This is a genomic window from Corynebacterium sp. HMSC062E11 (genome assembly GCF_001811845.1).
GTDB lineage: Bacteria > Actinomycetota > Actinomycetes > Mycobacteriales > Mycobacteriaceae > Corynebacterium > Corynebacterium hesseae.
The window spans coordinates 84,727-108,941 of the sequence record NZ_KV806839.1 but is presented as its reverse complement, the minus strand read 5'-3'; the positions used below and the strand labels follow the sequence as shown (position 1 = coordinate 108,941).

37 protein-coding genes are annotated in these 24,215 nt (G+C 59.3%); 4 read left to right on the top strand and 33 right to left on the bottom strand.

Going from position 1 to position 24,215, the window contains the following annotated elements; all coding sequences use genetic code 11:
* Positions 1 to 39 precede the first annotated feature (39 nt).
* The 25 genes from HMPREF2822_RS13810 to HMPREF2822_RS12185 form a co-directional block, all read right to left on the bottom strand.
* A complete protein-coding gene (locus HMPREF2822_RS13810; protein ID WP_255362919.1) occupies positions 40 to 168 on the bottom strand; it encodes a hypothetical protein in 129 nt (42 codons plus the stop codon).
* Positions 169 to 260: 92 nt separating this feature from the next.
* Positions 261 to 635: a hypothetical protein gene (locus tag HMPREF2822_RS12265; RefSeq protein WP_070525043.1), complete on the bottom strand. Its 375-nt coding sequence runs from the start codon at positions 633 to 635 to the stop codon at positions 261 to 263.
* Positions 632 to 1,018 carry a hypothetical protein gene (locus HMPREF2822_RS12260; RefSeq protein ID WP_070525041.1) on the bottom strand — a complete coding sequence of 129 codons (387 nt, stop codon included), beginning with the start codon at positions 1,016 to 1,018 and terminating at the stop codon, positions 632 to 634. Before HMPREF2822_RS12260 ends, HMPREF2822_RS12265 begins: the two co-directional genes overlap by 4 nt.
* The gene (locus tag HMPREF2822_RS13420; RefSeq protein ID WP_158014604.1) at positions 1,015 to 1,164 is read right to left on the bottom strand and encodes a hypothetical protein; all 150 of its coding nucleotides are present in this window, start codon (positions 1,162 to 1,164) and stop codon (positions 1,015 to 1,017) included. Before HMPREF2822_RS13420 ends, HMPREF2822_RS12260 begins: the two co-directional genes overlap by 4 nt.
* Positions 1,164 to 1,556: a DUF7574 domain-containing protein gene (locus HMPREF2822_RS12255; protein WP_070525039.1), complete on the bottom strand. Its 393-nt coding sequence runs from the start codon at positions 1,554 to 1,556 to the stop codon at positions 1,164 to 1,166. The genes HMPREF2822_RS13420 and HMPREF2822_RS12255 overlap by 1 nt, the downstream gene beginning before the upstream one ends.
* Positions 1,553 to 1,957, bottom strand: a complete 405-nt coding sequence (locus tag HMPREF2822_RS13145; protein ID WP_158014603.1) for a RusA family crossover junction endodeoxyribonuclease — start codon at positions 1,955 to 1,957, stop codon at positions 1,553 to 1,555. Before HMPREF2822_RS13145 ends, HMPREF2822_RS12255 begins: the two co-directional genes overlap by 4 nt.
* Positions 1,954 to 2,793 (bottom strand): hypothetical protein, encoded by an 840-nt coding sequence (locus tag HMPREF2822_RS13415; RefSeq protein WP_158014602.1) that lies wholly within the window; start codon positions 2,791 to 2,793, stop codon positions 1,954 to 1,956. Before HMPREF2822_RS13415 ends, HMPREF2822_RS13145 begins: the two co-directional genes overlap by 4 nt.
* Positions 2,780 to 2,923 carry a hypothetical protein gene (locus tag HMPREF2822_RS13410; protein WP_158014601.1) on the bottom strand — a complete coding sequence of 48 codons (144 nt, stop codon included), beginning with the start codon at positions 2,921 to 2,923 and terminating at the stop codon, positions 2,780 to 2,782. The genes HMPREF2822_RS13415 and HMPREF2822_RS13410 overlap by 14 nt, the downstream gene beginning before the upstream one ends.
* Complete coding sequence (locus HMPREF2822_RS13780; RefSeq protein ID WP_232755715.1) at positions 2,920 to 3,261, bottom strand: DNA methyltransferase; 342 nt, start codon at positions 3,259 to 3,261, stop codon at positions 2,920 to 2,922. The genes HMPREF2822_RS13410 and HMPREF2822_RS13780 overlap by 4 nt, the downstream gene beginning before the upstream one ends.
* 314 nt (positions 3,262 to 3,575) lie before the next feature.
* On the bottom strand, positions 3,576 to 4,001 hold the full coding sequence (gene dut / locus HMPREF2822_RS12240) for a dUTP diphosphatase (RefSeq protein ID WP_070525032.1): 426 nt from the start codon (positions 3,999 to 4,001) through the stop codon (positions 3,576 to 3,578).
* Between the two features lie 5 nt (positions 4,002 to 4,006).
* The gene (locus HMPREF2822_RS12235) at positions 4,007 to 4,213 is read right to left on the bottom strand and encodes a hypothetical protein (protein WP_070525030.1); all 207 of its coding nucleotides are present in this window, start codon (positions 4,211 to 4,213) and stop codon (positions 4,007 to 4,009) included.
* A complete protein-coding gene (locus tag HMPREF2822_RS12230) occupies positions 4,213 to 4,416 on the bottom strand; it encodes a hypothetical protein (RefSeq protein ID WP_070525028.1) in 204 nt (67 codons plus the stop codon). The genes HMPREF2822_RS12235 and HMPREF2822_RS12230 overlap by 1 nt, the downstream gene beginning before the upstream one ends.
* Positions 4,417 to 4,896 carry a single-stranded DNA-binding protein gene (ssb, locus tag HMPREF2822_RS12225; RefSeq protein ID WP_070525026.1) on the bottom strand — a complete coding sequence of 160 codons (480 nt, stop codon included), beginning with the start codon at positions 4,894 to 4,896 and terminating at the stop codon, positions 4,417 to 4,419.
* Entirely contained in the window at positions 4,897 to 5,688 is a 792-nt protein-coding gene (locus HMPREF2822_RS12220; RefSeq protein WP_070525024.1) for a hypothetical protein, read from the bottom strand.
* Between the two features lie 2 nt (positions 5,689 to 5,690).
* Complete coding sequence (locus HMPREF2822_RS13405) at positions 5,691 to 5,858, bottom strand: hypothetical protein (protein ID WP_158014599.1); 168 nt, start codon at positions 5,856 to 5,858, stop codon at positions 5,691 to 5,693.
* A complete protein-coding gene (locus tag HMPREF2822_RS12215) occupies positions 5,858 to 6,751 on the bottom strand; it encodes a YqaJ viral recombinase family protein (protein ID WP_070525022.1) in 894 nt (297 codons plus the stop codon). The genes HMPREF2822_RS13405 and HMPREF2822_RS12215 overlap by 1 nt, the downstream gene beginning before the upstream one ends.
* Positions 6,748 to 6,936, bottom strand: a complete 189-nt coding sequence (locus HMPREF2822_RS12210) for a hypothetical protein (RefSeq protein WP_070525020.1) — start codon at positions 6,934 to 6,936, stop codon at positions 6,748 to 6,750. Before HMPREF2822_RS12210 ends, HMPREF2822_RS12215 begins: the two co-directional genes overlap by 4 nt.
* Positions 6,933 to 7,079: a hypothetical protein gene (locus HMPREF2822_RS13400; RefSeq protein WP_158014598.1), complete on the bottom strand. Its 147-nt coding sequence runs from the start codon at positions 7,077 to 7,079 to the stop codon at positions 6,933 to 6,935. Before HMPREF2822_RS13400 ends, HMPREF2822_RS12210 begins: the two co-directional genes overlap by 4 nt.
* A 53-nt stretch (positions 7,080 to 7,132) precedes the next feature.
* Positions 7,133 to 7,471, bottom strand: coding sequence for a hypothetical protein (locus HMPREF2822_RS12205; protein ID WP_158014597.1), 339 nt, complete (start codon positions 7,469 to 7,471; stop codon positions 7,133 to 7,135).
* The gene (locus tag HMPREF2822_RS13395; protein ID WP_158014596.1) at positions 7,471 to 7,638 is read right to left on the bottom strand and encodes a hypothetical protein; all 168 of its coding nucleotides are present in this window, start codon (positions 7,636 to 7,638) and stop codon (positions 7,471 to 7,473) included. Before HMPREF2822_RS13395 ends, HMPREF2822_RS12205 begins: the two co-directional genes overlap by 1 nt.
* Positions 7,628 to 7,816 (bottom strand): hypothetical protein, encoded by a 189-nt coding sequence (locus HMPREF2822_RS12200; RefSeq protein ID WP_070525016.1) that lies wholly within the window; start codon positions 7,814 to 7,816, stop codon positions 7,628 to 7,630. Before HMPREF2822_RS12200 ends, HMPREF2822_RS13395 begins: the two co-directional genes overlap by 11 nt.
* Positions 7,817 to 7,895: 79 nt before the next feature.
* The gene (locus tag HMPREF2822_RS13140; RefSeq protein ID WP_083306856.1) at positions 7,896 to 8,069 is read right to left on the bottom strand and encodes a helix-turn-helix domain-containing protein; all 174 of its coding nucleotides are present in this window, start codon (positions 8,067 to 8,069) and stop codon (positions 7,896 to 7,898) included.
* Between the two features lie 299 nt (positions 8,070 to 8,368).
* Entirely contained in the window at positions 8,369 to 8,899 is a 531-nt protein-coding gene (locus tag HMPREF2822_RS12195; RefSeq protein ID WP_070525014.1) for a hypothetical protein, read from the bottom strand.
* Positions 8,878 to 9,846 (bottom strand): ParB N-terminal domain-containing protein, encoded by a 969-nt coding sequence (locus HMPREF2822_RS12190; protein ID WP_070525012.1) that lies wholly within the window; start codon positions 9,844 to 9,846, stop codon positions 8,878 to 8,880. The genes HMPREF2822_RS12195 and HMPREF2822_RS12190 overlap by 22 nt, the downstream gene beginning before the upstream one ends.
* A gap of 314 nt (positions 9,847 to 10,160) precedes the next feature.
* Complete coding sequence (locus HMPREF2822_RS12185; protein ID WP_070525010.1) at positions 10,161 to 10,457, bottom strand: hypothetical protein; 297 nt, start codon at positions 10,455 to 10,457, stop codon at positions 10,161 to 10,163.
* A 546-nt stretch (positions 10,458 to 11,003) separates the two neighbouring features.
* Here HMPREF2822_RS12185 and HMPREF2822_RS12175 point away from each other — a divergent pair.
* The 4 genes from HMPREF2822_RS12175 to HMPREF2822_RS12160 all read left to right on the top strand — a co-directional run bounded on the left by HMPREF2822_RS12175 (position 11,004) and on the right by HMPREF2822_RS12160 (position 14,133).
* Positions 11,004 to 11,528: a cyclic nucleotide-binding domain-containing protein gene (locus tag HMPREF2822_RS12175; protein ID WP_070525008.1), complete on the top strand. Its 525-nt coding sequence runs from the start codon at positions 11,004 to 11,006 to the stop codon at positions 11,526 to 11,528.
* Positions 11,521 to 11,898 carry an ImmA/IrrE family metallo-endopeptidase gene (locus HMPREF2822_RS12170; RefSeq protein WP_232755714.1) on the top strand — a complete coding sequence of 126 codons (378 nt, stop codon included), beginning with the start codon at positions 11,521 to 11,523 and terminating at the stop codon, positions 11,896 to 11,898. The genes HMPREF2822_RS12175 and HMPREF2822_RS12170 overlap by 8 nt, the downstream gene beginning before the upstream one ends.
* The gene (locus HMPREF2822_RS13590) at positions 11,895 to 12,812 is read left to right on the top strand and encodes a TM2 domain-containing protein (RefSeq protein WP_198530991.1); all 918 of its coding nucleotides are present in this window, start codon (positions 11,895 to 11,897) and stop codon (positions 12,810 to 12,812) included. Before HMPREF2822_RS12170 ends, HMPREF2822_RS13590 begins: the two co-directional genes overlap by 4 nt.
* 220 nt (positions 12,813 to 13,032) lie before the next feature.
* Entirely contained in the window at positions 13,033 to 14,133 is a 1,101-nt protein-coding gene (locus HMPREF2822_RS12160; RefSeq protein WP_070525005.1) for a site-specific integrase, read from the top strand.
* A gap of 263 nt (positions 14,134 to 14,396) precedes the next feature.
* Here HMPREF2822_RS12160 and HMPREF2822_RS12155 read toward each other — a convergent pair whose 3' ends face one another.
* From HMPREF2822_RS12155 to HMPREF2822_RS12120, 8 genes are all read right to left on the bottom strand, one after another.
* Complete coding sequence (locus HMPREF2822_RS12155) at positions 14,397 to 14,837, bottom strand: hypothetical protein (protein ID WP_070525002.1); 441 nt, start codon at positions 14,835 to 14,837, stop codon at positions 14,397 to 14,399.
* Between the two features lie 307 nt (positions 14,838 to 15,144).
* Positions 15,145 to 15,351, bottom strand: a complete 207-nt coding sequence (locus tag HMPREF2822_RS12150) for a hypothetical protein (RefSeq protein ID WP_154737117.1) — start codon at positions 15,349 to 15,351, stop codon at positions 15,145 to 15,147.
* 182 nt (positions 15,352 to 15,533) lie between these two features.
* Positions 15,534 to 15,827 carry a molecular chaperone GrpE gene (locus tag HMPREF2822_RS12145; protein ID WP_070525000.1) on the bottom strand — a complete coding sequence of 98 codons (294 nt, stop codon included), beginning with the start codon at positions 15,825 to 15,827 and terminating at the stop codon, positions 15,534 to 15,536.
* 66 nt (positions 15,828 to 15,893) lie between these two features.
* The gene (locus HMPREF2822_RS12140; protein WP_070524998.1) at positions 15,894 to 16,403 is read right to left on the bottom strand and encodes a MarR family winged helix-turn-helix transcriptional regulator; all 510 of its coding nucleotides are present in this window, start codon (positions 16,401 to 16,403) and stop codon (positions 15,894 to 15,896) included.
* Positions 16,404 to 16,427: 24 nt separating this feature from the next.
* Complete coding sequence (locus HMPREF2822_RS12135; RefSeq protein WP_070524995.1) at positions 16,428 to 19,001, bottom strand: AAA family ATPase; 2,574 nt, start codon at positions 18,999 to 19,001, stop codon at positions 16,428 to 16,430.
* A gap of 3 nt (positions 19,002 to 19,004) precedes the next feature.
* Positions 19,005 to 20,129: a metallophosphoesterase family protein gene (locus tag HMPREF2822_RS12130; RefSeq protein WP_070524993.1), complete on the bottom strand. Its 1,125-nt coding sequence runs from the start codon at positions 20,127 to 20,129 to the stop codon at positions 19,005 to 19,007.
* A 62-nt stretch (positions 20,130 to 20,191) separates the two neighbouring features.
* The gene (locus tag HMPREF2822_RS12125) at positions 20,192 to 21,025 is read right to left on the bottom strand and encodes an SWIM zinc finger family protein (RefSeq protein WP_070524991.1); all 834 of its coding nucleotides are present in this window, start codon (positions 21,023 to 21,025) and stop codon (positions 20,192 to 20,194) included.
* Complete coding sequence (locus HMPREF2822_RS12120; RefSeq protein ID WP_070524989.1) at positions 21,026 to 24,112, bottom strand: DEAD/DEAH box helicase; 3,087 nt, start codon at positions 24,110 to 24,112, stop codon at positions 21,026 to 21,028. It abuts the gene before it with no gap.
* Positions 24,113 to 24,215 lie beyond the last annotated feature (103 nt).

Genomic DNA, 24,215 nt, shown 5'->3' with positions numbered 1-24,215 from the left:
AGTCGCAGGTGGCGTAGTATGCATCCATTTGATTTACACTCATTTGGTGTTCTCCGTTTCGTGTCGGCTGTTCATGGTTTGGCACTCTGCCCGTCTCGCATCGTCGATGGCCATGGCGGTGAGCATGGCCGCGAGGCCCGCCCCTACTGCCCCTAGTGCTACGGTCATGCCGATCGCCCTCAATGGTGGTTCGTGGTCTATGAGGGCAAAGAAGAGCGCTATCCCGCCGAGGATTGAGGCCCCGATGAGTGCGCCGGTAATCATTCCTGCACCTCTGTGAGGGTGTAGCGCTTGCCAGTCGGGGTGAGTTTTTCCGGCCACGTGCACCCCTTTGTCAATGGCGTACAGGTCGTCATGGTGAATTCAATGAGGCCGCTTTCCGTTTTCCTGAGCATCACGACCTTTCCCACCAGATCAGGGGTCTCTGCTTCTGCGAGGTAGTGCACATCATCGTCCCACTCCACCTCGGCCATGGTGGGGCGTGGGCGTGGTGGGAGGACGGCGGCAATCGCCCTGCCCTCAGTTTTTATCCAGTCTTTTTCGTCAGGGTCCGATGTGTTGCTGAGTGCAAAGCATACGAGTGAAGCTAGCGCGCTGTTAGCGTCGATGATTTCTTGGCGGGTTGGGTTAGTCATTTGCTCTCCTTGATGTGTGTTAGTAGTCGTTGCCAGTCGGGGTCGTCGATTTGGGTGAGGGTGGTGCGCTGGGGGTAGGTGTCGCGTCGGTTGCGGCATTCTTCGCGCACGTCGCGGGCGATGACACGGCGGGTGTTGTCGCTGAGGTCGTCCCAGTGTTTGATTACCCAGTCCACGGTTTCCTTGACGGTGTAGGTGGCGCGGCCACGGGCGTAGCGCACCGCGTTAGTCACCAGGAACTCGTCATGCGGGCCAAGCACAATCGGGCCACGCTGCCGCCAGTTGTTGGGGTTCTCCGATGGTGGGGTGAAACGCTCGTCGTACAGAATCTGGTCGTCTTTGCGGATGTCACGCACCCGCTCCCAGTAGTCGTCCTCAGTCACTGCACGCCCCCTATGACTGTGACAAGCATGATGACGGATAGGGCCAAGAAGGTGACCAGAATGACCGTGACTATGGTGCAGGTCAGGATGATGAGGTCAAAAGGCTCCTCCTCCAGCCACTGTGAGAATTTTTCACGCAAGGTCATTACTGGGCCTCCGGGGTGTGGTTCAAGATGTTTTGTGTGGCGTCGATGGCCTGTGCCGCGGGGTAGGCGTAGTCGATGTACTTGTCGCCTTGTTCTGCGAGTTGTCGGAATGCTTGGAGGCATTCACGGCGGCTCCCCATAGGGCCTTTCACGTCGGTGGCGTCGTCGTCCCAAGGGCTGGGGCATGAGCAGCCGCTTGTGCGTGCGGCGTAGTAGCAGTCACCCTTGGGGTCGTAGAACGCGGCAACGATGTCGAACTCGTAGATGCGGTCTTGGTTGATGGCGGCGATGGGTTGCCAGTACGGGTAGCGGGTTTGCAGATTGTCTAGGCGGTCCCATTCGTCGGGTTCGGGGCGGGGCTCCCATTCAGCGATTTTTGCGGGGTTGTTCATTGTTGTTCCTTCCATGTGATTGTGATGTCTGCGCCGGGTGGTGTGGCGGTGTTGGCGTAGTGCTTGGTGGCTCTGAGTTTGGTGACGCGGCTGTCGTTGGTGAGGACGCCGGCGGCTTCGAGGGCGTCGAGGACGGCGCGGGCTAGTTTGTCCACATCGGGTTTGACCGCAGGGGCGTCATAGCGGGGTCGTTTCGGCTTGGGTAGGTAGAAGTCCATGAGGACGGTTGTGGGGCCGTCTATGGGGCTGCTGGGCCTGTTTTTGGCGGCTTCTTGGGTTACAGCTCGCATCCATGCGGGGAGTTTCTTTGAGGATTCAATGAGCCTGCCGTTACCCACGTGCCGTTTGGAACCCTTGGGCGCCGGGTCTCCGTCTACACGGAAAGTGATGGTGTTGCTCAAAATGGTGGTTGCTTTCTTGGTGGTTTGTGGTCGCAGCGTTGGGCGGGGTTGGTGCCTTTTACCCACCCGCCTTCGCAGTAGGGGCATTCGTCTGCGCGGCGCCGTTCTTCAGCGCGCCGGGCGCGAGCTTCAGCATCTGCGGCTTCTTGGCGTTCGTCATAGGCGCGGCGGGCTTCGGCGCATTGGCCGCAATTGGGGACGGTGCCGGGTGCTAAGCCTTGGTGGTCAGGGCAGCGGCGTGGGTCGGGTTGGCTGGCGGCGTGAGCCGCCGCTAACTCGTCTAGAGAAGTGGGGGCCGTTGGGGCGGTTTTAGGGGCTACGTTGGCGGTGGTTTCGGCCTGTTCCCCTCCCCCCTTCTTATTCTTCTTCTTGCTAGATTTTGCTACCCCTTTTGCTAACGGTTTGCTAGCGGTTTGCTTAGCACCGTGCTTAGCACTTGCTGTAGCACTTGCTAGGCGTTTGCTACTTTTCGCAGCGTGTGCCTTACTTTTAGCTAGTCCTCCGGCGCGTCCTGCGGCCCTTCTTTTCTCCCTAATTTCCTCAATTTCAGCCCTTGTTGTCTGGTGTTCTGTGAAGTCATGGATTAGAAAATCACCGTTTTCAAGCTCCACAAGTGACGGTGTTTCGGGGTCGTTTTCTAGCAACTCCTGGCAAACGTCTAGCAAATGCTTAGCACTTGCTACACGGTGGTCAATTACCCCGTCGGTCTGCATCCGACACGACCATAAAATCATCTCCAAAAGCCCCAATTTCGCCCTATCGGACAGGACCATAATCTTCGGGGATTCAAAGAAATCATGGGTGATATTCGCATACAGCCGACTATCTTTCGGCATCGTCTTCTCCTCCTTTCTCTATGGATTGGAATAGGTGGATGAGTGCGTCGAGGAATGTGGGTTGTGCGCAGTACAGGTCTTGGGATTCGAGGTATGCGCGCATGTCCTCACGCTGCTGGCGAGTGGTCATTGGAAGATTCCTAGGGTTTCTTGTGCGCAGCGTTGGGCTGTGATTTCGCAGTACTTTTCCTCAATCTCAAACCCAATTGCTTTGCGGCCCAGGTTCTTCGCGGCACGCAACGTGGAACCACTGCCAGCAAACGGGTCAACAATCACCCAATGCTCGGGGCACGCGATGATTAGCTTCTCCATCAACGGCACAGGCTTCGGCGTTGGATGGTCAGGGCGGTTAGAAGACGGCGGCTTCGGGTAGATAAGAATATTGGGGCCACGAACACCGATGAATCCTTTGCCTATGACATAGATTTCTTCATCGCTGTTTCCCCACGGCAGCGTTAGGTCTCCCATGCCGGGGTCAGTCCCTTTAGACCAAATGAGGCGGTGCCTAGTGTTAAGTGGTCGCGGCTGCCTCCAACTCCCGAAGACTATTGCGGGTTTGCTCCACGCTTGAAGAACCGTATCTCGAACTAGCAGGCTTGAATCACCGTTAATACTGATTCTCCCACTGTTCCGCTTAGGCTCTCCTCGCCTTCCCCCAAACCCCGTATAGTCCACACCATAAGGCGGGTCTGTGACCATCACATCCGCCTGGTCGAGCATGTCCAAATGCTGCAAACAGTCTGCGTGGTAGAGGGTGACGTAATCGTCTTGGTAGTAGGGGTTCATTGGCCGCTGCTCCCGATACCTGCGTTGCCGCGTTCTGTGTGGCCGAGAGCGTCGACTTGGTTGAGCCGTACCTCTGGGATGGGGAGGATGACGAGTTGGGCGATGTAATACCCTTCGGGGATGGTTTGCATGTGCCTGCCGGTGTTGTGCAGCGACAACATGACTTCCCCCGTGTAGCCGCTGTCGATGATGCCGGTGCCGTTGCTCAGAACGAGGTGTTTCTTAATCCCCGTTGAGCTGCGCACGAACACCATGCCGACATGCCCGCGTGGGATTGCTACGTGCACACCGGTGTGGCAGAGGCGGTGCTGCCAGGCTGGGATTATCGCCGGATGATTCAACGCCAGGTCAATACCGGCGTCATCTGTGTAGGCGCGGCGCGGCGGGTAAGCATGATGGTCGAGTGAATAGTTAACGTTCATGGTTTTTAGGATTCGGGGTCAATAAGGACTGGTGCGTCTGCGGGGATGGTGAAGCGCCCGTCGCGGGTCGCCCCGTACACGTAGTCACCTTCTTGGGTGGCGTACACCAGGCGGTCAGGCACCAATCGAGGGTCATACGTGTCGGGGTCAAGGACGATGCGGCAAACCTTGAATCGGGGTAGGTCTGCCGCCGTCATCTCCTGGTAGGGCATCAATACTCGCCTCGTCTAATGAGGCCGATGACGTGCGCAGCTGCTTTGGCTAGGTCTGCTGCCCCGAGGTCTTGCAATTCTGCGGGGGTTGGATCGGTGTTGCTGTAGTACTTGAGGTGGTCGATGTCGTAGGCGTAGGCGAGGAGCCTGCTTTCGAGCTCTTTCAGCTTTTCTTGGTAGTAGGCGGCATCCATGCCGGACACCTAAAAGGGAGGTTCGCCTTGCTGGCCTACGGGTGCGGGGTCACCCCACGCCCCCGTCGTAGCGGTCTGCCCCTGGGATGCGGCCTGATTCCACTGCTGCTGAGCCGAAGAAGGCTGCTGCTGGCCTTGGCCGCGTGGCTGGTTGTAGAAGCTGCTGGCAAGAAGCTCAACCTTGCTGCGCTTCTCCCCCTCCCTGGTTTCCCACGAGCTGGTAATCAGCTTGCCGGTGACAGCAACCTGGTCGCCCTTCTTCAGCTCGGCGGCGAGGTGCGCCCACTGAACCGGATTCTGGTTCTTGGTCTCATCCCAGATAGTCACATCTAGGTACATGCTGCGGGTTTTCACCCATTGGTTCTGTTCCTGGTCGAACCTGTTATCCGAGCTGGCGAGCGTGAAGCTGGCAACGGCCTTACCGCTCTTGGTGAATCGCAGTTCCGCGTCACGAGGCAAACCGCCGGTAATGGTGATGGTGTCAATCATCTACTTTTCCCCTTCCAGCTCAGCCCAGCGGGCGCGGCACAAGTCGATTACAGCGTCTGGTACTTCACCTGATTGCTTGAGGTTGGCGGCGAAGTCATTCACCTGCTCCGAGGTGGTGAAACTCTCCAACGTTTCCTTCACATCTGCGATGAGGTCATCATCAACAACCTCCGGCACCGGCTTCTTCGTCAACGCCGGCACCGGCGCAGACTCGGCCTTCGCACGCACATCCTCACGAGTAGCGGTCATCTTCACCGGTTCCAGTTCCAGGTCTTCAGCGGCGTACTTGATACCCAGCAGCACATCCGGGGCGAGCTTGCGGGATACCTCAGATGCGGCCTTGGCGTACAACATGGCCTGCGGGTCAGTCTGATACTTCTTGTTGCTGGTATAGCCCGCCTTCTTGGCGCGCTCAATAGTCCAGGTGGATTCCTCAGTCTCACCAGCCGGTGAGGTGCCACGCACAGTGACCTTCTCGTCACTGGTCTCCACGGTCTGGAACTTATAGCCCTTCGCCTTCAACAACGCGACCATTGTGCGGGCGTAGATAGCAGGCTGGCCATGCACCACGAACACCTGCTGAAGAGCCTGCTGGGGCTTCAACCCGAGTTCTGCGCCGTAGAGGATGGCGGCGGCACCATCATCAGGCTTGCCCCGGAAGGTTTGCGGCACCATCTGCGTATTGCAGAGGACAGTGGCAAGCTTGTGGGCTGCGCCCATGGCTTCGGCTTGGCGGGTGAGGAGGTCGAGGCCATCCTCAGAGGTATTGATGGTAGCGAGTTCGTTGCTCATAGTTACTGCTCCTTTTTGATGTGTGCGACCACGATGGTGGTGACGATTTGGATTGCTTCTTCGCGGGTGAATCCGGCGTCGATGTAGGCGGAGACCATGGAGGCCATGTTTCCGGCCATTTGTCGGGTGTCGCTGTCTGCTTCGGGTAGTTGCTTTCCCCAGATGGGCATTAGTTCTCCTTGATGGTGAGGCGGGTGTAGCCTTCGCGGGTTTTGGTCTTGTATTGCTTGTAGAGGTCTGCGTGTGCCTTGCGGAACGCGGCAGAGTCGAACACCTTGCTTGGTTGTGTGGTGGAGACGGTGAGGTGGTAGCCGCCGTAATCACCTGTGTGTGAGTCGCCGGTTAGCTCTAGGATTTCGGCCTTCAGGGCATCAATACGCTTTTTGAGGTCGTCTACCTCGGCGGTGAGTTCGGCGTAGCGGGTGACGAGGAACGTCACGTCATCTACCTCATCGAGTGAGGTGATTTCGCCCATCCACTCTGGGGTGGTGCCGTCCAACCATGCGAACCACTCAGCGGCGGTGGCCATCAGCTCAGCGGCAAACTTCGGGTCGTAGAGGATGGTGCGGTGGTCTAGCGCCACCGGCACAAAATCGTCATGCACCTCAACCAACAGGGCGCACGCTTCTGCCCCGACATAGTGCATGTTCGCCTGAATCTGTGCGTAGTACTGATTCGGGCACCAGTCATGCCAGCGGCCACCTTGAAACGGCTCAGTACTGGTCTTAATCTCCCCAATAACCTCAAGGTCTTCGGCATAGAGGTCAGGGGTGCAGGACAGGCGCTCATCATCAGGGAGGAAGATGGTTTGCGGCTCATCGTTGTAGACGAGGCGTGAATCCACCTCGTCAATCAGCACCTGGGCCAACAGCGGTTCGCGGGCACTACCCCACTCTGTCCATTGGTTGCCGTGGAACTTACTGCCGTTCTCCTTGGCGTCGCGTATCTCATGCCACGTCGCCGCATTCCTACTACAGTGCAGGCGGGCCAGCTCCGTCGAGGTCAACTTTCCTTGACGAAACTTGGCCCAGTCCTCATTATCCGTGGGGTTGTAGCGTCTCACTTCGTCCCCTTCTCGTCATAGCGCGACAGGGTGATATCCGTGAGAGTGCACGCAATCTCAGGCTCATAGCCCCTGTCCATGAAGGCGTTCATCACGTCGTCCGCCTCTTCAATCAGCGGTTCCATGTACAGGAAGTGCGGGGTGATGCTGGTCAAATGCTGCGGCATCTGGTTTGGTGTGTTCATGCTGTCCTTTTCGTGTCAAGAATCTTCTTGGCGTGGCGGGCATGCTCGTCGCAGAACCGGAAACCACGCCCCAAATCGAGGCCATTGGTGCCGATGCGGGTGCAGGCGTGGTAGAGACAGCCATGCTCATCGCGGTACTTCACGAGTGCTTTAGTAGCCTCCGGCTGCGTCTTAAAAGAGGTGGGTTTCGGGATGTTTACCCACCAACGGCCACGGCTAAATCGTGCTGGGGTGAGCGCCATCGTTGGATATGTCTTTCAATCGTCTTCGGGGTGGTGTGGTACACAGCGGCGAGGCGCTGCACAGCGAGTTTCGGGCCGAGCATCATCTCAAAATGCTCGTATTCCTCCGCGATGATTTGGCCCTTGGTGGGCTTGCGCCGCACCCGCTTCTTCACGGGCTTGTTCTTGGTGCGGTGCTCCCCCATGTCATGCACAAACCGCAGCGCTTCACCCCAACTCGCGGCAGGAAACACCGCGTCCCCCTCGCGTACGTGCCACACACCGGTGATGAGGTCTTTGTGGATACTGGTCATCACAACCACACCGGAGGCATCGACAGGAAGGCGTGGATGACGAATCCTGCAATACCTCCCATGAGACCAGTGGCCCAGCACAAGCGGGTGCGCTTCGCGGCAACATCCTGCCAGTAAGCAATACGGCGAGCATCAGGGGACGTGCGGGGAGGTCGTTTAGTATCCATGCTTCTTTGCTTCTTTCTCTGCGAGGATGGCGAGCTGGTGGGCATACGCGGCAGCGTCCTTGACGCGGCGGCGCGTACTGTCTGACAGGCGAGTGAACCGGTAAAGGGCACGGTAACGACCCTCAATCTCATAGAATTCTTTTGCTGCCTGGTCGAATGGGATTTCAAACTTCGTCACGATTAGCCCCTCCGCATCATGTAGAAGCGCGGCGTATGGGCGCGGTGCCTGCGGTGGAAGATGTGCTTGAGTAGTCGTTTCATGCTGCTCCATTCATGTACTGGTCGAGCCAGGATTGTGTTGTGCGCCAGGTCTTGCCTGGCTTGCGGGCCTCAATATCGCCGCGCCGCATCAAAGTGCGGATCGTTTCGGCGTGAAGCCCCGTGTACTTAGCGGCGTCCTTAACGGTGAGCCAGGCCGGTGTAGTATTCATGGGTGTCTCCTTTTCAGGTGGACAGAGCAAAGCCCCCGCGCAAGAAACAGCAGTCGCGGGGGTCTTTTATGTAGTGGGGTTGCAGGCGTGCAGAGCCAAGCGGGCAGTGTCCAACCCCGCCGGATACAACCTTGACGCTCCATTTCGCCAACGGGCAGGAAGTGCGCTTAACAACCCCCTGGTGCCCAGCCGAGGAATCGAACCCCGGAGCTTCCAAGAACCCCATCCCGAATAGGTAGGTGATGATGTTCAAACCAATCTGGGCTGAAAGCGCCCAAGGAAGGGGCGCTAAAAGATGACTAAGCCGCTTCAGGTTGCTTAATGTCATCAATGCGAGAAACACCAGCATTGCGAAGCGTCAAAGCAATCGCTTCAAGCTTTTCCGCACGCGCAATCCGCTTATTGCGCTCCTTCTCCGCCATGTCACGCTCATAGCTAGCACGCGCCATATAGTCATCCAGCGTCATGTAACCGAAACGAACATTCTTGAAGATGGGCTTTTCCTTCCCAGCAACACGCACTGGGACACGAATCAGGTACGGGCTTAACTTAATAAGCTCCGGTATCATTTCCTGCCCGGTCTCAACGAGTTCATCAAGCAGCTGCTTAGCCTTATTGTTCGACCAAGTGACCTTGTCCTTAATGACCCCAAGGACATGCTTCTCAATGATTTCGTTTACAGCATCCGGCGCGATTTCGCGGGCAAGTTCCTTAGCCGTGTTGGTGTACCACTCGTCACCATTCATGGCGCTATCAGGGTGGTGGTAAAGAACTTCGCTCTTGGCGCGTTCAAGTAGTTTCTGCTGGTCTAGATAATCTCCGTAGGCCATGTTGTCTCCTTTTCAATGGTCAGGAATCGGTTTCGGTTTCGTGTTTCGAGTGCGCTCAGGATTTCGTCGCGGTACTCGTTAGTGCGCATATCCCACGCGACGGTGTAGGTATCGAGCCACGCCTCCAGCCGGGACTTCGTACGTTGAATACTGTCCCTATGCTCTTGAAGACGCTTACGCTCAGCCTCACGACGGGCATCTTCGGCGGCGCGCACTTCATCAACTTCTGTCTCGTATGAGGAATAAGCACTGGCCTTGGTGGCGTAGATGCTTTCTTGTGCGCCTGCGAGCCATGCTGCTGCGGGGCCTTTGCCTAATTTCTCTTCGAGCCAGGCTCTGGCATCAGGGTCGTTGGCGAACTTGTCAGCGGCGTACGCCTCTTCTTCCATGGCCCGCTTCTTACGGGCTTCTTTTTTCTCAGCCTCAGACTTGCGCCTATCCCGCTCATCACGAGCTTGGCGATACGCGTCATCGAGTCTGATTGCACCTGATATAACGTCCCATGCCAGGTCCGGCAGAAAGTCGATGATTAGTCCTGCGCGGCGCATATGCGATGCCCAATTATCAGAGTTCGGGAGATTTCCCGAACTCATACTCCCCTGAGCCCAACGTCCATTTCCTGCTTTGTCTACAGTTCGTTTCCCATCATGTTCCAGTGACAATGCGGTAGACATGGCGCGGGAGCCGGTGGGTTGGTGGCGGCGCTCATTGCGGGAGCGGACGAACGCGCCAACATCCTTCGGGTCTTCAATCTCAATTGCTGGTTCGATGCCTAGGCGCTTACACGCTTCCCAACGATTGCGCCCATCAATTAGAATGCCGTCTGAAGTAACAGTGATAGGGTCGCGCTGGCCATTTTCCTTAATATCTGCGGCCAGCTCTTCCAACTGTTCTTCGGACAGCATGGGGTAATACTCTGCGTGCTCATGCACGCCGGTAATCTTCATGCTTTCTCCATTCTTGCGGCGTTGTGTGGCCGCTGTGGCATGTCAGGGACTTGCACCCTGTGAGTGGCTGCTTCATGCCGTGTGGTTTTACGTCACCCTTGTGGTTCCCTCCCGCTTACGGCGGGGTGTCTGCCTGTCGGCTTGCCTAGGTCGTCGCAATCTAAGAACCATGCTCGCTAGGCCCGTATCTTCGGCGGGTGACTATTCACTATTCAGTTCTGACTCAACGCGGCCTGCTAGTCCCTCAGCTATCCCCTAGTGAGGGCGCTAGCGGCCTTGTGCCTACCCGTGACTTGCACACGGGTGTCTGCTAGTTAGGCGATGTCGTTTCCTTGCCACACGCCCACGACGGAGGCGTTTCGTAGTGCGCTTCGTGACCGGGTGAACCCGATGTGCTGGATAAGGCCACGGCCCCGCCAGTAGCGGAACAGGCCACCCCAAGCGTTCGGGTGCTCCGGCTCGACTCCGCACACCTCGCGCACATCATCAGCGGTAAAAGGCTTGCGGGACTTCGCCAGCTCAGCCACGGCCTTATCAGCGGCGGTGTACCAATCAGCGCCGGCGCGAACCGCAGCCATGTACGCGGCCTCAGCAGGATGCGTGTCAGGCATGATGCACCCCCTTGTAGGCCAAGCCACGGTCAAGCGGAAACTCCCCAGTGAGGCGGATGAACATTGAGCTGAAAAGCTCGGCGGCGGTAGTGATGTGATGCTTACCCATCGTGTAAACTCCTTGAATAGATAGTGATTCTGACTAGCCCCGCTGCAACGGGGCTTTTCTTATGCGACGACTTGATTGGGGTCGTGCTTGATGAGGATTCGGTCTGGTTGCGCCCCCAACTCGGATAAAGCGTCTAGCACCTGTGGGGTTGGTCGGCGTTTCTTGATTGCGGCATTCCAGGTGTTTCGGGATAGTCCCGTTCGGTTTGCTAGGTCTACCGCCGTAGACAGATGATTAAGTCGCTTTACCCGGTCGAGCTCGTCAAGACTGATAAGAAACATTGTCTTTTCCTTCTCTCGTTTAACGGGACTGACAACATTCTATGTCTATCAAACAGTTATTGACAAGGATGTAATTCAGATGGGGGTACCCAAAATGTCTTTCCGCTGCATAACCCCCACTTGCTGACAACTTTTTTGTGCACTAAGGTTTAGTGCATGACAACCCCAGCAGACATCAAAGACGTATTCGCCAGCCTCTCCGGGCGACGAGTAACCGCCCAAGACATCGCTGACATCCTCAACACGTCACGCAACACCGTGAACCTGCGACTGAAGAACGGCCTAGACGCCGAAGACATCATCGAAACCGCACGCGGCCTCCACATCAACCCCGTCGATGCCCTCGTCGAACTCAACAAACTCAGCCGCGACGAAGTCTTCGACTTCATCGAAGGCGGAGCCAAACTCCTCGCCACCGCCAGCATCGAAGAACTCGTCTACCGGCTAGCCGAAGACACCCTCAGCAACCTTGACAAAATCGAACTCGGTGCAGCAGCCCGCGCCCTCCTCGAACGCGAGACCACCCCGCATCTCACCCCCGTGTCCGATGCGCATGATTCACTACCGGATGAGGATGACGGCACCGTCATGGAGTGGGATGACAGCATCCCGCACGCTGCTGACTCCTCCCCCGATGAGCAGGCAGAGCGTGAGAAACGAGGTGAAGATTTGATTGATTAACCTTGACGCCCTAATCGACGTGGCGCAGGTCCGGGGCTACCGCATCAGGTGGCACCGCGGCGGGCCTAAAGCAGCATGGCTCCCCCACCGGAACACCATCACCCTGCGCGTCGGCATGGACGATGTCACCACCCTGTGCTCCCTCGCCCACGAGCTCGGCCACGCACACTACGGTGACCCGCCAGGCCACCACGGGGCACACGAGCTACGCGCCGACCGCTTCGCCGCCCGCATCCTCGTCAGCCCCACCGAATACGCCACAGCAGAAGCACTCTACGGACCACAACCCTCACTCATCGCCCACGAATTGGGTGTGACGGTCAAAGTCCTCAAAACTTGGCAAACTCTCCACGAAAGACAAACAGCATGACCGACATAAATCCCTTCGGCAGCGACTACACGCAAGAAGTAGAGCGCGAAAGCTTCTACTTCGACAACATCCGTGAACTAGCCGAATCCAACCTCGCAGACCCCGGCGAAGAATTTGAACTAGACCTACAAATACTCCCGGTCACTGACTACTACGGCATGGAGCGCGCCATCATCGTGCGCGACGGAGTCAGCACCTTGGGGTGGCTCCCCGGCGAAGACCGCGATTACTGGTGGCCTCTTGCCTGTGCTCTCCACGATGCCGGAGAGCAGATTGAAGTACCCGGCAGGGTGTGGACATGCCCGGACTGGGAAGGTGATTTCTATGCTTCGGTACGGCTCGCGATGCCCACCATGGCGGAGGCTGAAACGGAGATTGAGAATGATTTTGTGGAGCTCACCGCAGAGAACCGTAAAGCGTGGACACATTTTGAGAACTTCATTGAAGAGTATTGGGATAAGCGTTGGGTTAAAGCTCATGGGATGAGTGAGGCGGAAGTGCAACGCCGGTTCGAGGAAACTAGACGCCGAAGCGAGCAGTTACTAGCGGAGCGCGATGCCGCTTCACCCGCGGCTCCGAAATACACAGCTTCTGAGAACCCGTTTGCTAGCGAGGGGCTTTCTCAGCCCGAACCCGCTCCTGTTCCTGCTCCTGCTGCGACGAATGCATTGCCGCCGAATGTTGGCGCGTCGCCAGTTCCTGCACAAGTGATTAATCGCCCTGTGATGTGGATTCTCTGGGTGTTCCTCGGGCTTTTTGGTGGGCATCGTTTCTACCTCGGGAACATAGGCATGGGCCTTATTCAGCTGTTCACCGCTGGAGGTTTCGGCGTTTGGTGGATCGTGGATGCCTTCATCATGAGTAAGCGAGCTCGCGCCATTGATTCCGGTATAGAGCCACGAATCAAGTTCTAAAACGTAGGAATGCCCTTGCGGAGCTGAGCTCAATACGCAAGGACACCCTAGGCCCAACGGGGGGATTGTGGGCCAACCTCAGCATAAAGCAAACCGGCCCCTGGCGCTCAACATGTGGAAGTGGAGGAGCACCAAGGGCCGGGATACACGAACCCCGGCTAGGGGTCGGAGTTGTCGCCCGGGGCGTTCTTTCAGCCCTGGCTAACAAGGAGAAATCATAATGGCAAGCATCAAACCCTACAAGACCGCAAAAGGCAGGGCGTGGCGAGTACAATACCGCAGCCCCGACGGTAAAAACCGCACCAAACAAGGATTCCGCACCAAAAACGAAGCACAAGCATGGGCAGACATCAACGCTACCCACATGCACCAACAAGACTGGATCGACCCCAACGCCGGGCGCATCAAAGTCAACGAAGTTGGCGAGCGCTGGCTTTCCATGCAAACACACCTCAAGCCTAAAACGTTGCATGAGACCATAGGCCTGTGGCGCCGATACGTCCAGCCCACATGGGGAGATGCTTCCGTGGCGTCAATTAAGCCCAGCATGGTGCAAGAATGGGTGTCCACAATGGGTAAGTCTGGCTCTACGGTCAGGCAAGCCCACGCGGTACTAGCGAAAGTCCTTGACCTGGCGGTGATGGATAGGGCCATACGTGAGAATCCAGCGCGTGGCGTGAAACTGCCCCGCAAGGGAAAAGCAGTCAAGGTCTACCTGACCGCAGAACAACTAGGGGCGCTTGCTGCAGCGTGCACCAGGAACAAGGAAATTGTTTGGGTGCTCGGCACAGTTGGGCTCAGGTGGGGCGAACTTGCCGGGCTACAAGTCCAGGACGTGAACGTGCTTCGCGGGCGTTTCAACATTGAGCGCTCCGCTGTCACAGTAGGCAGCGATATAGCGATTGGCACACCAAAGACACACGAGCGGCGAAGCGTGGCTGTCCCCAGGGAGGTTATGCGTTTGGTGGAACCCCTCATTGAGGGGCGTGGCCCGGAGGAGTTTGTGTGGGCGCGAGCTGATGGTACGCCTCTACGGGTGCCGACTCATGGGGATTGGTTTGACCTTGCGGTGAAGAAGTGCATGGAGGGGGACGACGGTTTCCCGCGTGTGACTCCGCACGGCTTGCGGCATGTGGCGGCGGGGCTGATGGTGTCCGCCGGGGCGAACGTGAAAGCGGTGCAGCGGCAGCTTGGCCACGCGAGCGCGGCGATGACACTCGATACCTACGCAGAGTTGTGGGATGAAGACTTGGAGGCGGTGAGTCGTGCGGTGGGGGAGAAAATTTCGGCGGTCGTGGATTTGTCGTGCAGACCGGCCTAAAAAGGGTGTTTACGCTGGATAAATGGGGTGCTCTTGGCAGGTTCGATCCCTGTCAGGGGCACTTTTTCATGCCCGCCTACCCCGAATCGGCCAGTACGCCCCGGCCCACTTTTTGCGACGCCACGTTTGCAGGTGAGCGGCTTGTCGCATTTTGCATCTCCCCAGACCTGAAACCCGCAACCTGCAGGTGGGCGTCGTCAAGCGCCCTCCGGCACCAAGCCACTCACTTGGAAGTTTCGGGATCGAGGTCTGGGGATATGGAACTAGTGCAAGCGCACCTTAATATCCGCAACCACTTCTTCCGGGTTCTTCGCCGAAGCAATGAGAGAACTCCGGCCCCATTCAATGCGCACCGTCGGCCCAGAGACGATATAGGCTGGTGCGCCATCGACGATGCGCGGGCCCGCACCTTCTTTAAGCCCCGTCTCCGGACCGATACTCACCCCGGTGATCTCGCGCAGGAGAATTCTCTTTGTGAAGACGCCAAAGACGGACACCGCAACCTCGCCATCGTTGACGGCGATCTTCACCCGCATCAGAAGGCAGGCCACGGTTGCAATGATGACTAGGGCACCAAATAGGATTGCTGCCCACGTGGAATCAATCATCGTGGGCACCACCGCTGCCACGACGGCAAGGCCAACGACTATTCCCATCCACAGGAGCGGACCGTTGAGATAGCGAATGTAGATGCGAGAGTCCATGGAGATCAGGCTATCGGATTAACGCTCTCTCGGACGAATACGCCCTTCGCGCTCACCGAAAGGACGGGCGGCGGCTGATCATGGAACGACGGTGAGCGCGAAGGGTGTAGGAGTCATCATGCCTCGAGACATCGCACTCGGAGATTAATTCTCAGGCTTAGCAGTGGCTCAAGCCACCTGATGGATCCACGTCACGAGTTAGAGAGATGAGCCTGGTGATAAAGATGAGGCCCCAGCAGACAATTCTGCTGGGGCTTAAAGTCAAGCTACTCGCTTCTGCCGAACGGCAGCAAGGGAGCGAAACAGGTTACTGCGTGATGTACTGGTTGACGATCGGCTGGGTGATGTCCAAGGTGCCGTGCTCGATGTAGTACATGCCGAACATCATGGCGCCCAGCATCACCACAGAGAGAAGCATAGAGGGAATCCACTGAACGAAGACGGATACCCAGCCGTCAGCCTTGTCACGTGCAGCTGCTTCGCGCTGTTCCTGAGCCAAATCGCGCTCGACCATTATGTTTTGTCCTTTCACTTAGCTCCCCTAGCCAGATGGCGCTCTCGCTCAAGCTGCCTCTGAAAAGCGCGGGGATGCTCGCCCTTTAACACAGAGTATCTTAGCAGTTTAAACAGAGCCGCCCGTAGTTAAACCCAGTAAATCTAGCCGCCATCCACCTTTAGTATGACACCGACTGTGGGCTAGACCCCAGGGTCTTCGTTGTTATTGAGCGCTTCGATGAATCCCTCGCGGTCTTGGAACATACGCTCAATATCCTCATCCGCACCAATAATCCACAGCTGCGAGGCGTCATCGAAGGTCAGCGCACCCTCCGCGTGCTGCTCGAGTGCCGCCTCAAGCGCGGTGGCTTGTTCCTCGGTGAGTTCATCCAGATCATCGACCGGGCCGACTTGGGCGCTGAGCTCTTTCAGCGGAGTAATGCCGTACGTAGCGTACTGGCGCTCGGGATGCTCAAACAGTTCTTGTCCCATCATAGTGCGGACAGATCACCTCCTGGTGAGTAAACGTTCGAAAACTAACACTACCCGTACGAAGCACAACTAGTCGGTGTGAATACCCAAGCGCTCATCCGGCACGAAGCCGTCATATCCTGGAAGGTTGCTTTCTGAAAGGACGCCCTCGCAGAAACGCAGGACCGCCGGAGCGTCGGCAGGATCGAGGTGATCAAAAACCATGCGGCGCACGGACTCGACGTGCTCAGGTACCGCCGCCTCTAGACGCTCCCGGCCGGACTTCGTCATGACGACCTCCACGCCACGCGCATCGCCCGCACACTTTTCCTTGCGCACCAAACCCCGTTTTTCCATACGGGTGATTTGGTGGGAGGCGCGGGAGCGGTCCCACTCCAACTCCGTGCATAATTCGCGCAGGCGCCGCGTGTGCTCGGGTGCTTCCGAAAGAGAAACAAGCACCGAAAACTCCGCGGCCGAGATATCGCCGCAGGCCAACAGGGTTTCCTCCATACCGCGATTGATCTTGCGAATGCTAGCTAGAATGTGGCGCCACAGGTTCTGTTCGCTTTCGGTGAGCCATCGAGTGTCCGCTGTCATGGCTCATACCCTACACTCCGGGACTTAGGCCCTTGTAAGTTTCTCCATATCTAGCTCCATTCGCCCAGGCACCCAGGAGTAGCGCTGCGGCATACAGGTCAGCACGATGACCTGAGTGCTTTTCCCAGCCTTACTGAACAGCGCCGCAATGAGCTGAAGGCGCTGGGAGTCCGTGGAACCCAACGCATCATCGATCAAAACAGGCACCGGTTCATCGGAGACCAGCTGGGCTATGGCGAAGCGCGTCAGGATGCTCAACTGCTCTTTGGCACCACCCGAGAGCGCGTCGAAAGACACGGTCTCCCCATCGCGGCTGCGAGCTTCGACCTTGAGCTCTTCCGACAGCTCGAAGTCCACATCCCCACCGAAGACTGTTCGCGCCAAGCTATTGAGCGCTGTGACAAACGGCGCGGCATAGCGCTGGCGTGCGGCGTCACGGTGGCGCAGCATGAGAGTGCGCAGGTAACGCGCAGCGTTCGCACGGCGCTCGATAGCGGCGTGGCGCTCACGAGCAACCTCGAGCTCGGCGGCGGCTTTCTCCGCATCCTCAGCCGCACCGGAATGCATATCGATGAGTCCTCGGAACTCGCGCATGTCACCGACTGCGGCATTCACCGCTGCCTTCAGGGAGTCCACGTGTGTACGCGCTCCCTTGGCAAGATGCTCGGCGGTGTCCACGTCCACCGCGGACATCTCCGCCAGCACTGCTCTTTCCTCCTGCAGCTTGGCCTGTGCTGCCTCGATAGCCGTGGTCACGTCGGCATCACTGAGTTGAGCACGGGCGGCCTCCACGGCTGCGGCCTTGGCATCGCGCTGCGCGGTTGCCTCCTCCGCGCGCACGGTGGCTACCTCTAATGCCGCGCCAGCCTTGTTCTCACGGTAGGGTGCCACAGCGCGGTCGAGTTCATCGAGCTTCCTGCGTAGCTCCTCTTCCTCCTGCTCCACCACGTCCAGCTCTCGCGGTTCCGCGGCCTCCTCAGCGCCCTCGACGTCCTCAGCCTCTTCTGCGCTGGCCTCAAAACGCGCACGCAGTTCACCGAGGTCCTCCCCTCCCAACGCGGCAGCCAGTTCGCGCGCCGCGGAATCCGCGGCGGATGCGAGTTCGGTGTGTTTCTCGTGAGCGGCACGGGCGGACTCGAGGTCTTCGCACCCGGCGTCCTCAAGCAGGCGCGCAAGCTCAGCGCGAGCCTTCTCCACGCCTTCCTCGCCGCTTTCGCCGGCACCTGCGGCATAGCGGGCGGTGACCTCGCCTACCTGAAGGGTCGTGCCCTCACGCAACTCGACTGCAAGTTCTTCACCGCTTTCCAGAGAGCGTTCCTCGCCATCGACGGCGACGGAGCCTTTCCCGGAAAAGTACAGCTTGGCAGCAGCCGCCGCTCGCAGGCGCTCCTGGACAGTGACCTCACGAGCCGCGTCTTCCAGTGCTTTCAAGTTTGGTACGTCTGGAGCGGCAGCCAGCTCACGGCGGCGCGACGCCAAGGTCTCTTCCAGCTTGGTCAACGCTTCGAGGCGGGTGCCCAAGGCCTCACGTTCTGCGCGCCGCTGCGCGCGGCGGGCGCGCTGGCGCTCCTGGCGCACGGCCTCATAACGCTTGTGCACCTCGGCGCGTTCTTCTTCCAGCTTCGTGCGCGCCGCGGACTCTTCCTCGGCGCGCTCGCGGGCTTCGCTAACCGCAGTTGCGGCACGCTCGGCCGCTTCAACCGCTGCGGAGTGCTCAGCAATCACAGCCTTGCGCCGCGCCGATTCCTCCTCCGCGCGCGTCACAGCTTCCGCTGCCCGGGTCACCGCTGCCTCCTGCGCCGTGACCTTCTCCTGTGCGGCCCGGGCGGCGACTAGTTCGCCGTCACGGCGCTCGCACTCTTCTACGGCCGCTGGCAAAGCCGCTTCGGCCTCGGACTTCTTCAGCTCGGCGGCTTCATAGCGCTCCACCACGCCGTCGAGCTCACGGAGCGCAGACTCAGCGTTCGCGTGCTCCTCCTCCGCCTCTGACAGCGTGGCGATCGCGGCCTTATAGTCCCCCGCCGGCTTGTCCGTCTTCGCGGTGAAATACTCCTTGTACTCCGCCTCGATGCGCGTGAGCAGCTCGGAGTCTTCCGCCACGGCATTCGCCCCGGTCTGCTCCTCTAGTGCCGCAGTAAGGGAAGGAATGCCCACGGCGGCGATGCCCTCGTGGCTATCGTTTTGGCGGACGAAGAGGGCGTCGACAAGCGCGCGGTCCATATGCTCACTGAGAATGCGCTCCAGCTCCCCATCCGCTTCCGCACCAGTCCACTGGCCCGGGCGCGGGGAAAACACATGCAGCTCCGAGGTGCGCTTTTTCACCCACCGCTTGTGGATGCGGAAATGATAGGGCCCCACGGTGGCCTCCAGCGTGACCTCGGGCCCCACATCGCGGCCGGCGGGCTGCAGCGCCCTCACCGCCTTAGAGTTGGCGGTGTGTTTTTGCGTCAGCACAAAATCAATAGACTCCACCAATGTGGATTTGCCAGCCTCGTTCGGCCCGCCGATGACCACCACGCCGGTCTCCGGGAGGTCCTTGACCTCCAGGTGCTCCACGCCCCGGACGTTGTTCAGTTCAACAGAATGCAGCTGCATCATGGTTTAGGCTCCCTTCGCGCTGAGGCGGAACAGCAGGTTAGCGGCGTCGCGGGCGGTGGGAGTATCTAGGTCCTCGATCAGCTCTGCCAGCGCATCAGCGGCATAACCGCTCAAGCTCAGCTCGCTGAGCTCCTCCTCCGAGGGCGCCAGATGCAGGTCCATCGTCCTCTCGCGGGGTTTAAGGGAAGCAAAGACCTCCTCCATCTCCGCCAGACCCTGCTCCAAGCGTGCCTGCGCGCTCAGGCCCACGGTGCCACGCAGGCTGTATTTCACCGCGGTGCGGATCTTCTCCGGCACGGCGTCTAGCTCCGCAAGGAAGCTTTCGACCTCTTCGAGTGAGTCAACGTCCGCATCAATCGCCCGGAAGTCCCAGCGACCGACGCGGTGCTTGGCGACGTCCACCCGCTCCCCCTCAACGGTCACCACCAAGGCATTGCCCGAATCGCGCTCCCTATCGTCGAAGGCCGTAGTCTCCGGGCTGCCGGAGAACCACACCTTGCCGGTACGGCCCAGCGATTCCGTGGAGTGCGTATCCCCCAAGGCCAGATAATCAATAACGCCTTTATCCAGGCACTCCTCCACGAAGGAGAGGTCGATAGTATCAGCGTCCGAGTCCTCGCCCTCGCCCGCGCGGGACTCCACCTGGCCATGCCCCACCGCGATGCGAACCGTGCCCTCATCGGCAGGCTGCAGCGGCTCCAGCGCGCGGCGCACCAGGTCATAGTTAGCCCGCTTGGACAGGTACGGAGCGCCGACGATTTCCACGCCTGGGCGCACCTCGATGGGCTTTGAATCCGCGATGACGTGCACGTTATCCGCAAAAGAGTTGAAAAAGATGGAATCCGCCACGAGCGGATCGTGGTTGCCGGGCAGCAGGTAAACCGGCACCGGCAGGCGCTTGAACATGTCCTTGGCGCGCAGCAGCGTAGATTTGCTCAAGGAGTTGTGCTCAAACACATCACCGGCCACGACGATGAACTCCGCCCCTGTCTCGGTGGCCAACTCCCCTAGCCGCAGGACCGCTGCTTCGCGGTCATCATCAAAGCGCGACTGCGCGGCGGGACTTAAAAACCAGCGTGTCATTCCCAGCTGGAAATCTGAGGTGTGGATGAACGTAACCGCGGCCATGCAAACTCCCTACAACGTGGTCCAGGGCTGGCGCTTGAGCCTCTCCCCTGGGGTGGCAATGTCTAGTGCGTCAGATGATAGTAAAGGTCCTCGACATCGGAGACGGCCCGAAGCAAATCTATGTTCGTATGGCTGACAGACCTCATGGCCTTGCGCAGCAACTCCGGGTCGGAATCATCGACGGCGGGAGCGGTTTTCGGCTCCGGCAAGGGCGGCAATTCTCGCCCCTCCCAGAACAAGGCATTGCGCTCCTCGGCCGAGATTTCAGAGGCCGCGGAAGCGGAATAAGAGTCCTCCGAGGCCGACTTGGCCTGCTCCATGACCGCTTGCTCTAGGCGCGCAAAATCAAGTCCGCGCAGGGCGAAGATAACGGATGGGTCAGCGTCCATGCGGGCTGCCAGTCGGTCCGCCACCGCCACGACGTGCTTGCACACGTACTCCGGGTCGGGACAGGTGCAAGAGAAACGGAGGTCGTCGGGGTATTCGGCGATGAGGATGTCGAGGGAGGCGTCGGCAAGCATGCCCTCCCTGGCCTTCGCCACGGAGTTGGGGGTGCGTGCGAACATCTCCGACAGCCGCCCGATGTCCTCGTTGTTGCGGTAAGGCACCTGGATGAGCACCGCGAAAGGTTCGTTCTGGGAGCCCGCAACCTTGCCGTGCACAGCGCCATTGCGCACATCGAGGCCCACGACATGGCCCTCGGTGGCGTATTGGCGCCCGCGGCGAATGCGGCCGGAATCCGTTTGCTGGTTGACGAAATTGAGCAGGCGCGTGGCCGCCGGCTGCATGGTACGCACGCGGTCGACGCGGTTGACCTCCTCCGGCGTGCTCACGCGCTTGCGGGTGCCGAAGTTGGCGTAGATGACGTTGTTGTCCTCAGGACTCTTCGGTGCCATTTACTTCTCCCGTTCCCTATAGCTCATGAGATCCGCCAGCTGCTCGGGGCTCAGTTCGGTGAGCCAGCCCTCGCCTTCGCCCACGACGGCACCGGCCAGCTGTGTCTTGCCGTCGAGGATGTCCTGGATGGATTCCTCCAAGGTGCCGGCCGTAATCATCTTGTACACCTGCACATTGCGCTGCTGGCCAATGCGGAAGGCGCGATCCGTGGCCTGGTTTTCCACCGCCGGATTCCACCAGCGGTCCATGTGCACGACAATCGACGCCGCCGTGAGGTTCAGCCCGGTACCGCCCGCCTTGAGCGAGAGCAGCATGACGGGCGCGCCGTTATCGGCCTGGAATTCCTCCACCATCTGGTCGCGCCGGTTCTTGCTGACCCCGCCATGGAGGAAGGGAATCTCGCAGCCCAGTTGTTCAGAGAGGTAAGGCTGGAGAACGTCGCCGAAGGCCTTGTACTGGGTGAAGATCAGTACGCGCTCCTGAGATTCGATGGCCTGGTCGATGATCCGCATGAGCTCCTCCACCTTGCCCGAGCGGTGCTTGCCCTTGATGGTGACAGGGCTACCATCGGCCAAGAAGTGCGCCGGGTGGTTGCAGATCTGCTTGATGCGCGTCAGCGATGCCAAGATGAGGCCGCGGCGCGAGATGCCCTCCTTCTTCTTCGCCAGGGCCTGTTCCACGTCATTGACCAGGGCCTTGTAGAGTGCTGCCTGCTCATCGGTCATACGCACGGTGATGATCTGCTCGGACTTCTCCGGCAGGTCATCGATGATATTCGGGTCCGTCTTGAGGCGGCGCAGGATAAACGGGCCGGTGAGCAGGCGCAGGCGCTCCGCCATGACATCGCTGCCCTCGCGCTCGATGGCCTTGGCAAAGTGGTTGCGGAAAAAGGAGGCGGAGCCCAGGATTCCCGGGTTGCAATAGTCCAGGATGGAGCGCATCTCCGACAGGCGGTTCTCAATCGGCGTGCCGGTCAGCGCCACGCGGTGGCGCGAGGGGATGGCGCGCACCGCCTTGGAGGAGCGCGTGGAGGCGTTCTTGATCGCTTGAGCCTCATCGAGGACCACGCGGTCCCACTCCACCTTGCTCAATGTGAGGAAGTCACGGCTCACCGTGCCATAGGAGGTAATGACGATATCGGCCTCCTGAGCTGCGCTGACCAATTCCTCGCCCTTCAGGCGCCCAGTGCCGTGTTGCACTATGACCTTAAAGTCCGGCACGAAGCGCGTGGCTTCTCTAGCCCAGTTGCCCACCACGGAGGTCGGCGCGACGACGAGGGTTGGCTTCCAGGCTCCAGCCTCCCCATCTTCCTTGTCCGGTGCGTCCGCGTGGGCGGCCTTTTCCACCGCCAGCAAAGACAGCAGCTGCAGGGTCTTGCCCAAACCCATGTCATCTGCGAGCACCGCGCCAATGTTGTTGCGGGACATCCAGTACAGCCAGTCCACACCGCGGCGCTGATACTCGCGCAGCTCGGCATGGACCGTATCGGGGATGTCCACGCGGTCGGGTGCCGTACTATCCAGCCCACCGAGCAGCGAGGTATGCCACTCGGATCCGGTGAAGGCCACGGGGTCCTCCGCCATGGACTTCAAGGCCATCTCGCGCAAGTCTGCAAGCGTTACCGCTTCTTCTTGCTCGCCCTCGTTGAATTCCTTGCGGCGGCGCTCTACTTCGGCCACCAGCTCTTCCCAGCCAGGCTGTTCCAGCTGGCGGGCCATCTCTGCGGTGGCTGCGAGTTGCTCCAACTCCTTCAGGGCGCGCTTACGTGCGGTATCGGCCAACTCGCGCATGTACTGCGAGATCTTGTTCAAGGCCTGGGTATCCGCCATGACCCACTCGCCGCGCAAACGAATCAGCCCGGACTTAGAAGTGATGAGCTCTTGCATTTCGGCGTCGGTAAGCTGCGTGTCACCCACCGAGAGCTTCCAGTCATAGCTGAACAGCTTCTCCATACCAATGTGCGCCTTGGTGGCGGCATCGGCCGGATCACGGACCTCCGTGGTTTCCAGCTTGGCCTTGGTCTCCATGTGGGACCAGGACTTGGGCAGCAGCACGGTGAAACCGGCCTTGCGCAGGGCGGCGGCGTCGTGGGTAACAAAATCCACGAGCTGCTCGGTGGTCAGGTAGACGTCCCAATCCCCCGCATTCCGGCTCGCCGGGGCGGAGTTGTACTTCAGCCGCGGAGCCACGTCGAAGGCATGGCGACGGGCCTCACGCAGCTTCTCGACGCTCCCCCGATCCAACTGGTCCTGCCGCACCGGCAGCGGCGAATCCGTACCGGAGCGCACCAGCAAGCGGATAGGCCACGCTGCGTCCTCGACGGAGTCAGTACTATTTGGCGGTTCCTCCACGAGGAAGACGAGCTGGAGGTCGACAGAAGTAATAGAGTCTTTCCACTCATTGAGCCCACGAAGCAGCTGGGCGCGCCCCTTCTTGACCGGCGCGGTTTTCAGCAAGGCCTGCGCGAATTCATGCCAGGGCGCGGCGCGTGGGGCATCGATCTGCGGGCGCAATTGGGTATAGGCAATCCAGTGCGTGAGCTCGTCGGCCAAATCATCCGAGAGCGCCCGGTTATTAATGGAGAGGATGCCGGGCGCGGAGGCTAGCATCTCTGCCAGCCAGCTGCGCTCGCCCAAGCCAGAAGCCAGTTGCCACATCGGGTACCACTCACCCGCCTGATACGACAGGCGGATGGTCACGCGGCCGGCACGGACGAAACGGTACAGGCCGCGATAGGCGCGGATGAGCCACAGGAGGTCCGGCGCAATAGCTGCACGCTGTTCCGCCGAAACCGCCTGGCTATCGGTATCGAGGTATTCCAGTTTGGCCAGTGTTTCCACTGCCTCATCCGGGGCGAACATGGCCATGGGGACCATGAGGGAGACGTCCTTGCCCTTCGGTGTGCGGAGGGAGACGCGCGCTCGGTTCCGGAAGGTCTTCTTGCTCAAGATGGTATCGACCACATCCGGAAAGGTTCCCTCCGGGACTGCTGAGGGCATGACGATCTTGTGCCCTTCGACCTGTTCGATCCATAGACTCAGGCCGGAGACGGGCAGCCAGAGGCCATGCAGCAGGTAAGAAGCCATAGGGGCCAGTTTAGCAGCACACCTTTGTGGGGAAAGGGTTGCAGAAAGTTCCCGATTCCTGCCCAAATACGCAATTGTTACAGTCTCGTTACATAACGGCGTA

Coding starts and splice junctions, on each gene's coding strand:
- HMPREF2822_RS13810 (WP_255362919.1), bottom strand. CDS start 168: ATGACCGTAGCACTAGGGGCAGTAGGGGCGGGCCTCGCGGCCATGCTC.
- HMPREF2822_RS12265 (WP_070525043.1), bottom strand. CDS start 635: ATGACTAACCCAACCCGCCAAGAAATCATCGACGCTAACAGCGCGCTA.
- HMPREF2822_RS13420 (WP_158014604.1), bottom strand. CDS start 1,164: ATGACCTTGCGTGAAAAATTCTCACAGTGGCTGGAGGAGGAGCCTTTT.
- HMPREF2822_RS12255 (WP_070525039.1), bottom strand. CDS start 1,556: ATGAACAACCCCGCAAAAATCGCTGAATGGGAGCCCCGCCCCGAACCC.
- HMPREF2822_RS13415 (WP_158014602.1), bottom strand. CDS start 2,793: ATGCCGAAAGATAGTCGGCTGTATGCGAATATCACCCATGATTTCTTT.
- HMPREF2822_RS13410 (WP_158014601.1), bottom strand. CDS start 2,923: ATGACCACTCGCCAGCAGCGTGAGGACATGCGCGCATACCTCGAATCC.
- HMPREF2822_RS13780 (WP_232755715.1), bottom strand. CDS start 3,261: ATGGGAGACCTAACGCTGCCGTGGGGAAACAGCGATGAAGAAATCTAT.
- dut (WP_070525032.1), bottom strand. CDS start 4,001: ATGAACGTTAACTATTCACTCGACCATCATGCTTACCCGCCGCGCCGC.
- HMPREF2822_RS12235 (WP_070525030.1), bottom strand. CDS start 4,213: ATGCCCTACCAGGAGATGACGGCGGCAGACCTACCCCGATTCAAGGTT.
- ssb (WP_070525026.1), bottom strand. CDS start 4,896: ATGATTGACACCATCACCATTACCGGCGGTTTGCCTCGTGACGCGGAA.
- HMPREF2822_RS12220 (WP_070525024.1), bottom strand. CDS start 5,688: ATGAGCAACGAACTCGCTACCATCAATACCTCTGAGGATGGCCTCGAC.
- HMPREF2822_RS13405 (WP_158014599.1), bottom strand. CDS start 5,858: ATGCCCATCTGGGGAAAGCAACTACCCGAAGCAGACAGCGACACCCGA.
- HMPREF2822_RS12210 (WP_070525020.1), bottom strand. CDS start 6,936: ATGAACACACCAAACCAGATGCCGCAGCATTTGACCAGCATCACCCCG.
- HMPREF2822_RS12205 (WP_158014597.1), bottom strand. CDS start 7,471: ATGACCAGTATCCACAAAGACCTCATCACCGGTGTGTGGCACGTACGC.
- HMPREF2822_RS13395 (WP_158014596.1), bottom strand. CDS start 7,638: ATGGATACTAAACGACCTCCCCGCACGTCCCCTGATGCTCGCCGTATT.
- HMPREF2822_RS13140 (WP_083306856.1), bottom strand. CDS start 8,069: ATGAATACTACACCGGCCTGGCTCACCGTTAAGGACGCCGCTAAGTAC.
- HMPREF2822_RS12195 (WP_070525014.1), bottom strand. CDS start 8,899: ATGGCCTACGGAGATTATCTAGACCAGCAGAAACTACTTGAACGCGCC.
- HMPREF2822_RS12190 (WP_070525012.1), bottom strand. CDS start 9,846: ATGAAGATTACCGGCGTGCATGAGCACGCAGAGTATTACCCCATGCTG.
- HMPREF2822_RS12185 (WP_070525010.1), bottom strand. CDS start 10,457: ATGCCTGACACGCATCCTGCTGAGGCCGCGTACATGGCTGCGGTTCGC.
- HMPREF2822_RS12175 (WP_070525008.1), top strand. CDS start 11,004: ATGACAACCCCAGCAGACATCAAAGACGTATTCGCCAGCCTCTCCGGG.
- HMPREF2822_RS13590 (WP_198530991.1), top strand. CDS start 11,895: ATGACCGACATAAATCCCTTCGGCAGCGACTACACGCAAGAAGTAGAG.
- HMPREF2822_RS12160 (WP_070525005.1), top strand. CDS start 13,033: ATGGCAAGCATCAAACCCTACAAGACCGCAAAAGGCAGGGCGTGGCGA.
- HMPREF2822_RS12155 (WP_070525002.1), bottom strand. CDS start 14,837: ATGGACTCTCGCATCTACATTCGCTATCTCAACGGTCCGCTCCTGTGG.
- HMPREF2822_RS12150 (WP_154737117.1), bottom strand. CDS start 15,351: ATGGTCGAGCGCGATTTGGCTCAGGAACAGCGCGAAGCAGCTGCACGT.
- HMPREF2822_RS12145 (WP_070525000.1), bottom strand. CDS start 15,827: ATGATGGGACAAGAACTGTTTGAGCATCCCGAGCGCCAGTACGCTACG.
- HMPREF2822_RS12140 (WP_070524998.1), bottom strand. CDS start 16,403: ATGACAGCGGACACTCGATGGCTCACCGAAAGCGAACAGAACCTGTGG.
- HMPREF2822_RS12135 (WP_070524995.1), bottom strand. CDS start 19,001: ATGATGCAGCTGCATTCTGTTGAACTGAACAACGTCCGGGGCGTGGAG.
- HMPREF2822_RS12130 (WP_070524993.1), bottom strand. CDS start 20,129: ATGGCCGCGGTTACGTTCATCCACACCTCAGATTTCCAGCTGGGAATG.
- HMPREF2822_RS12125 (WP_070524991.1), bottom strand. CDS start 21,025: ATGGCACCGAAGAGTCCTGAGGACAACAACGTCATCTACGCCAACTTC.
- HMPREF2822_RS12120 (WP_070524989.1), bottom strand. CDS start 24,112: ATGGCTTCTTACCTGCTGCATGGCCTCTGGCTGCCCGTCTCCGGCCTG.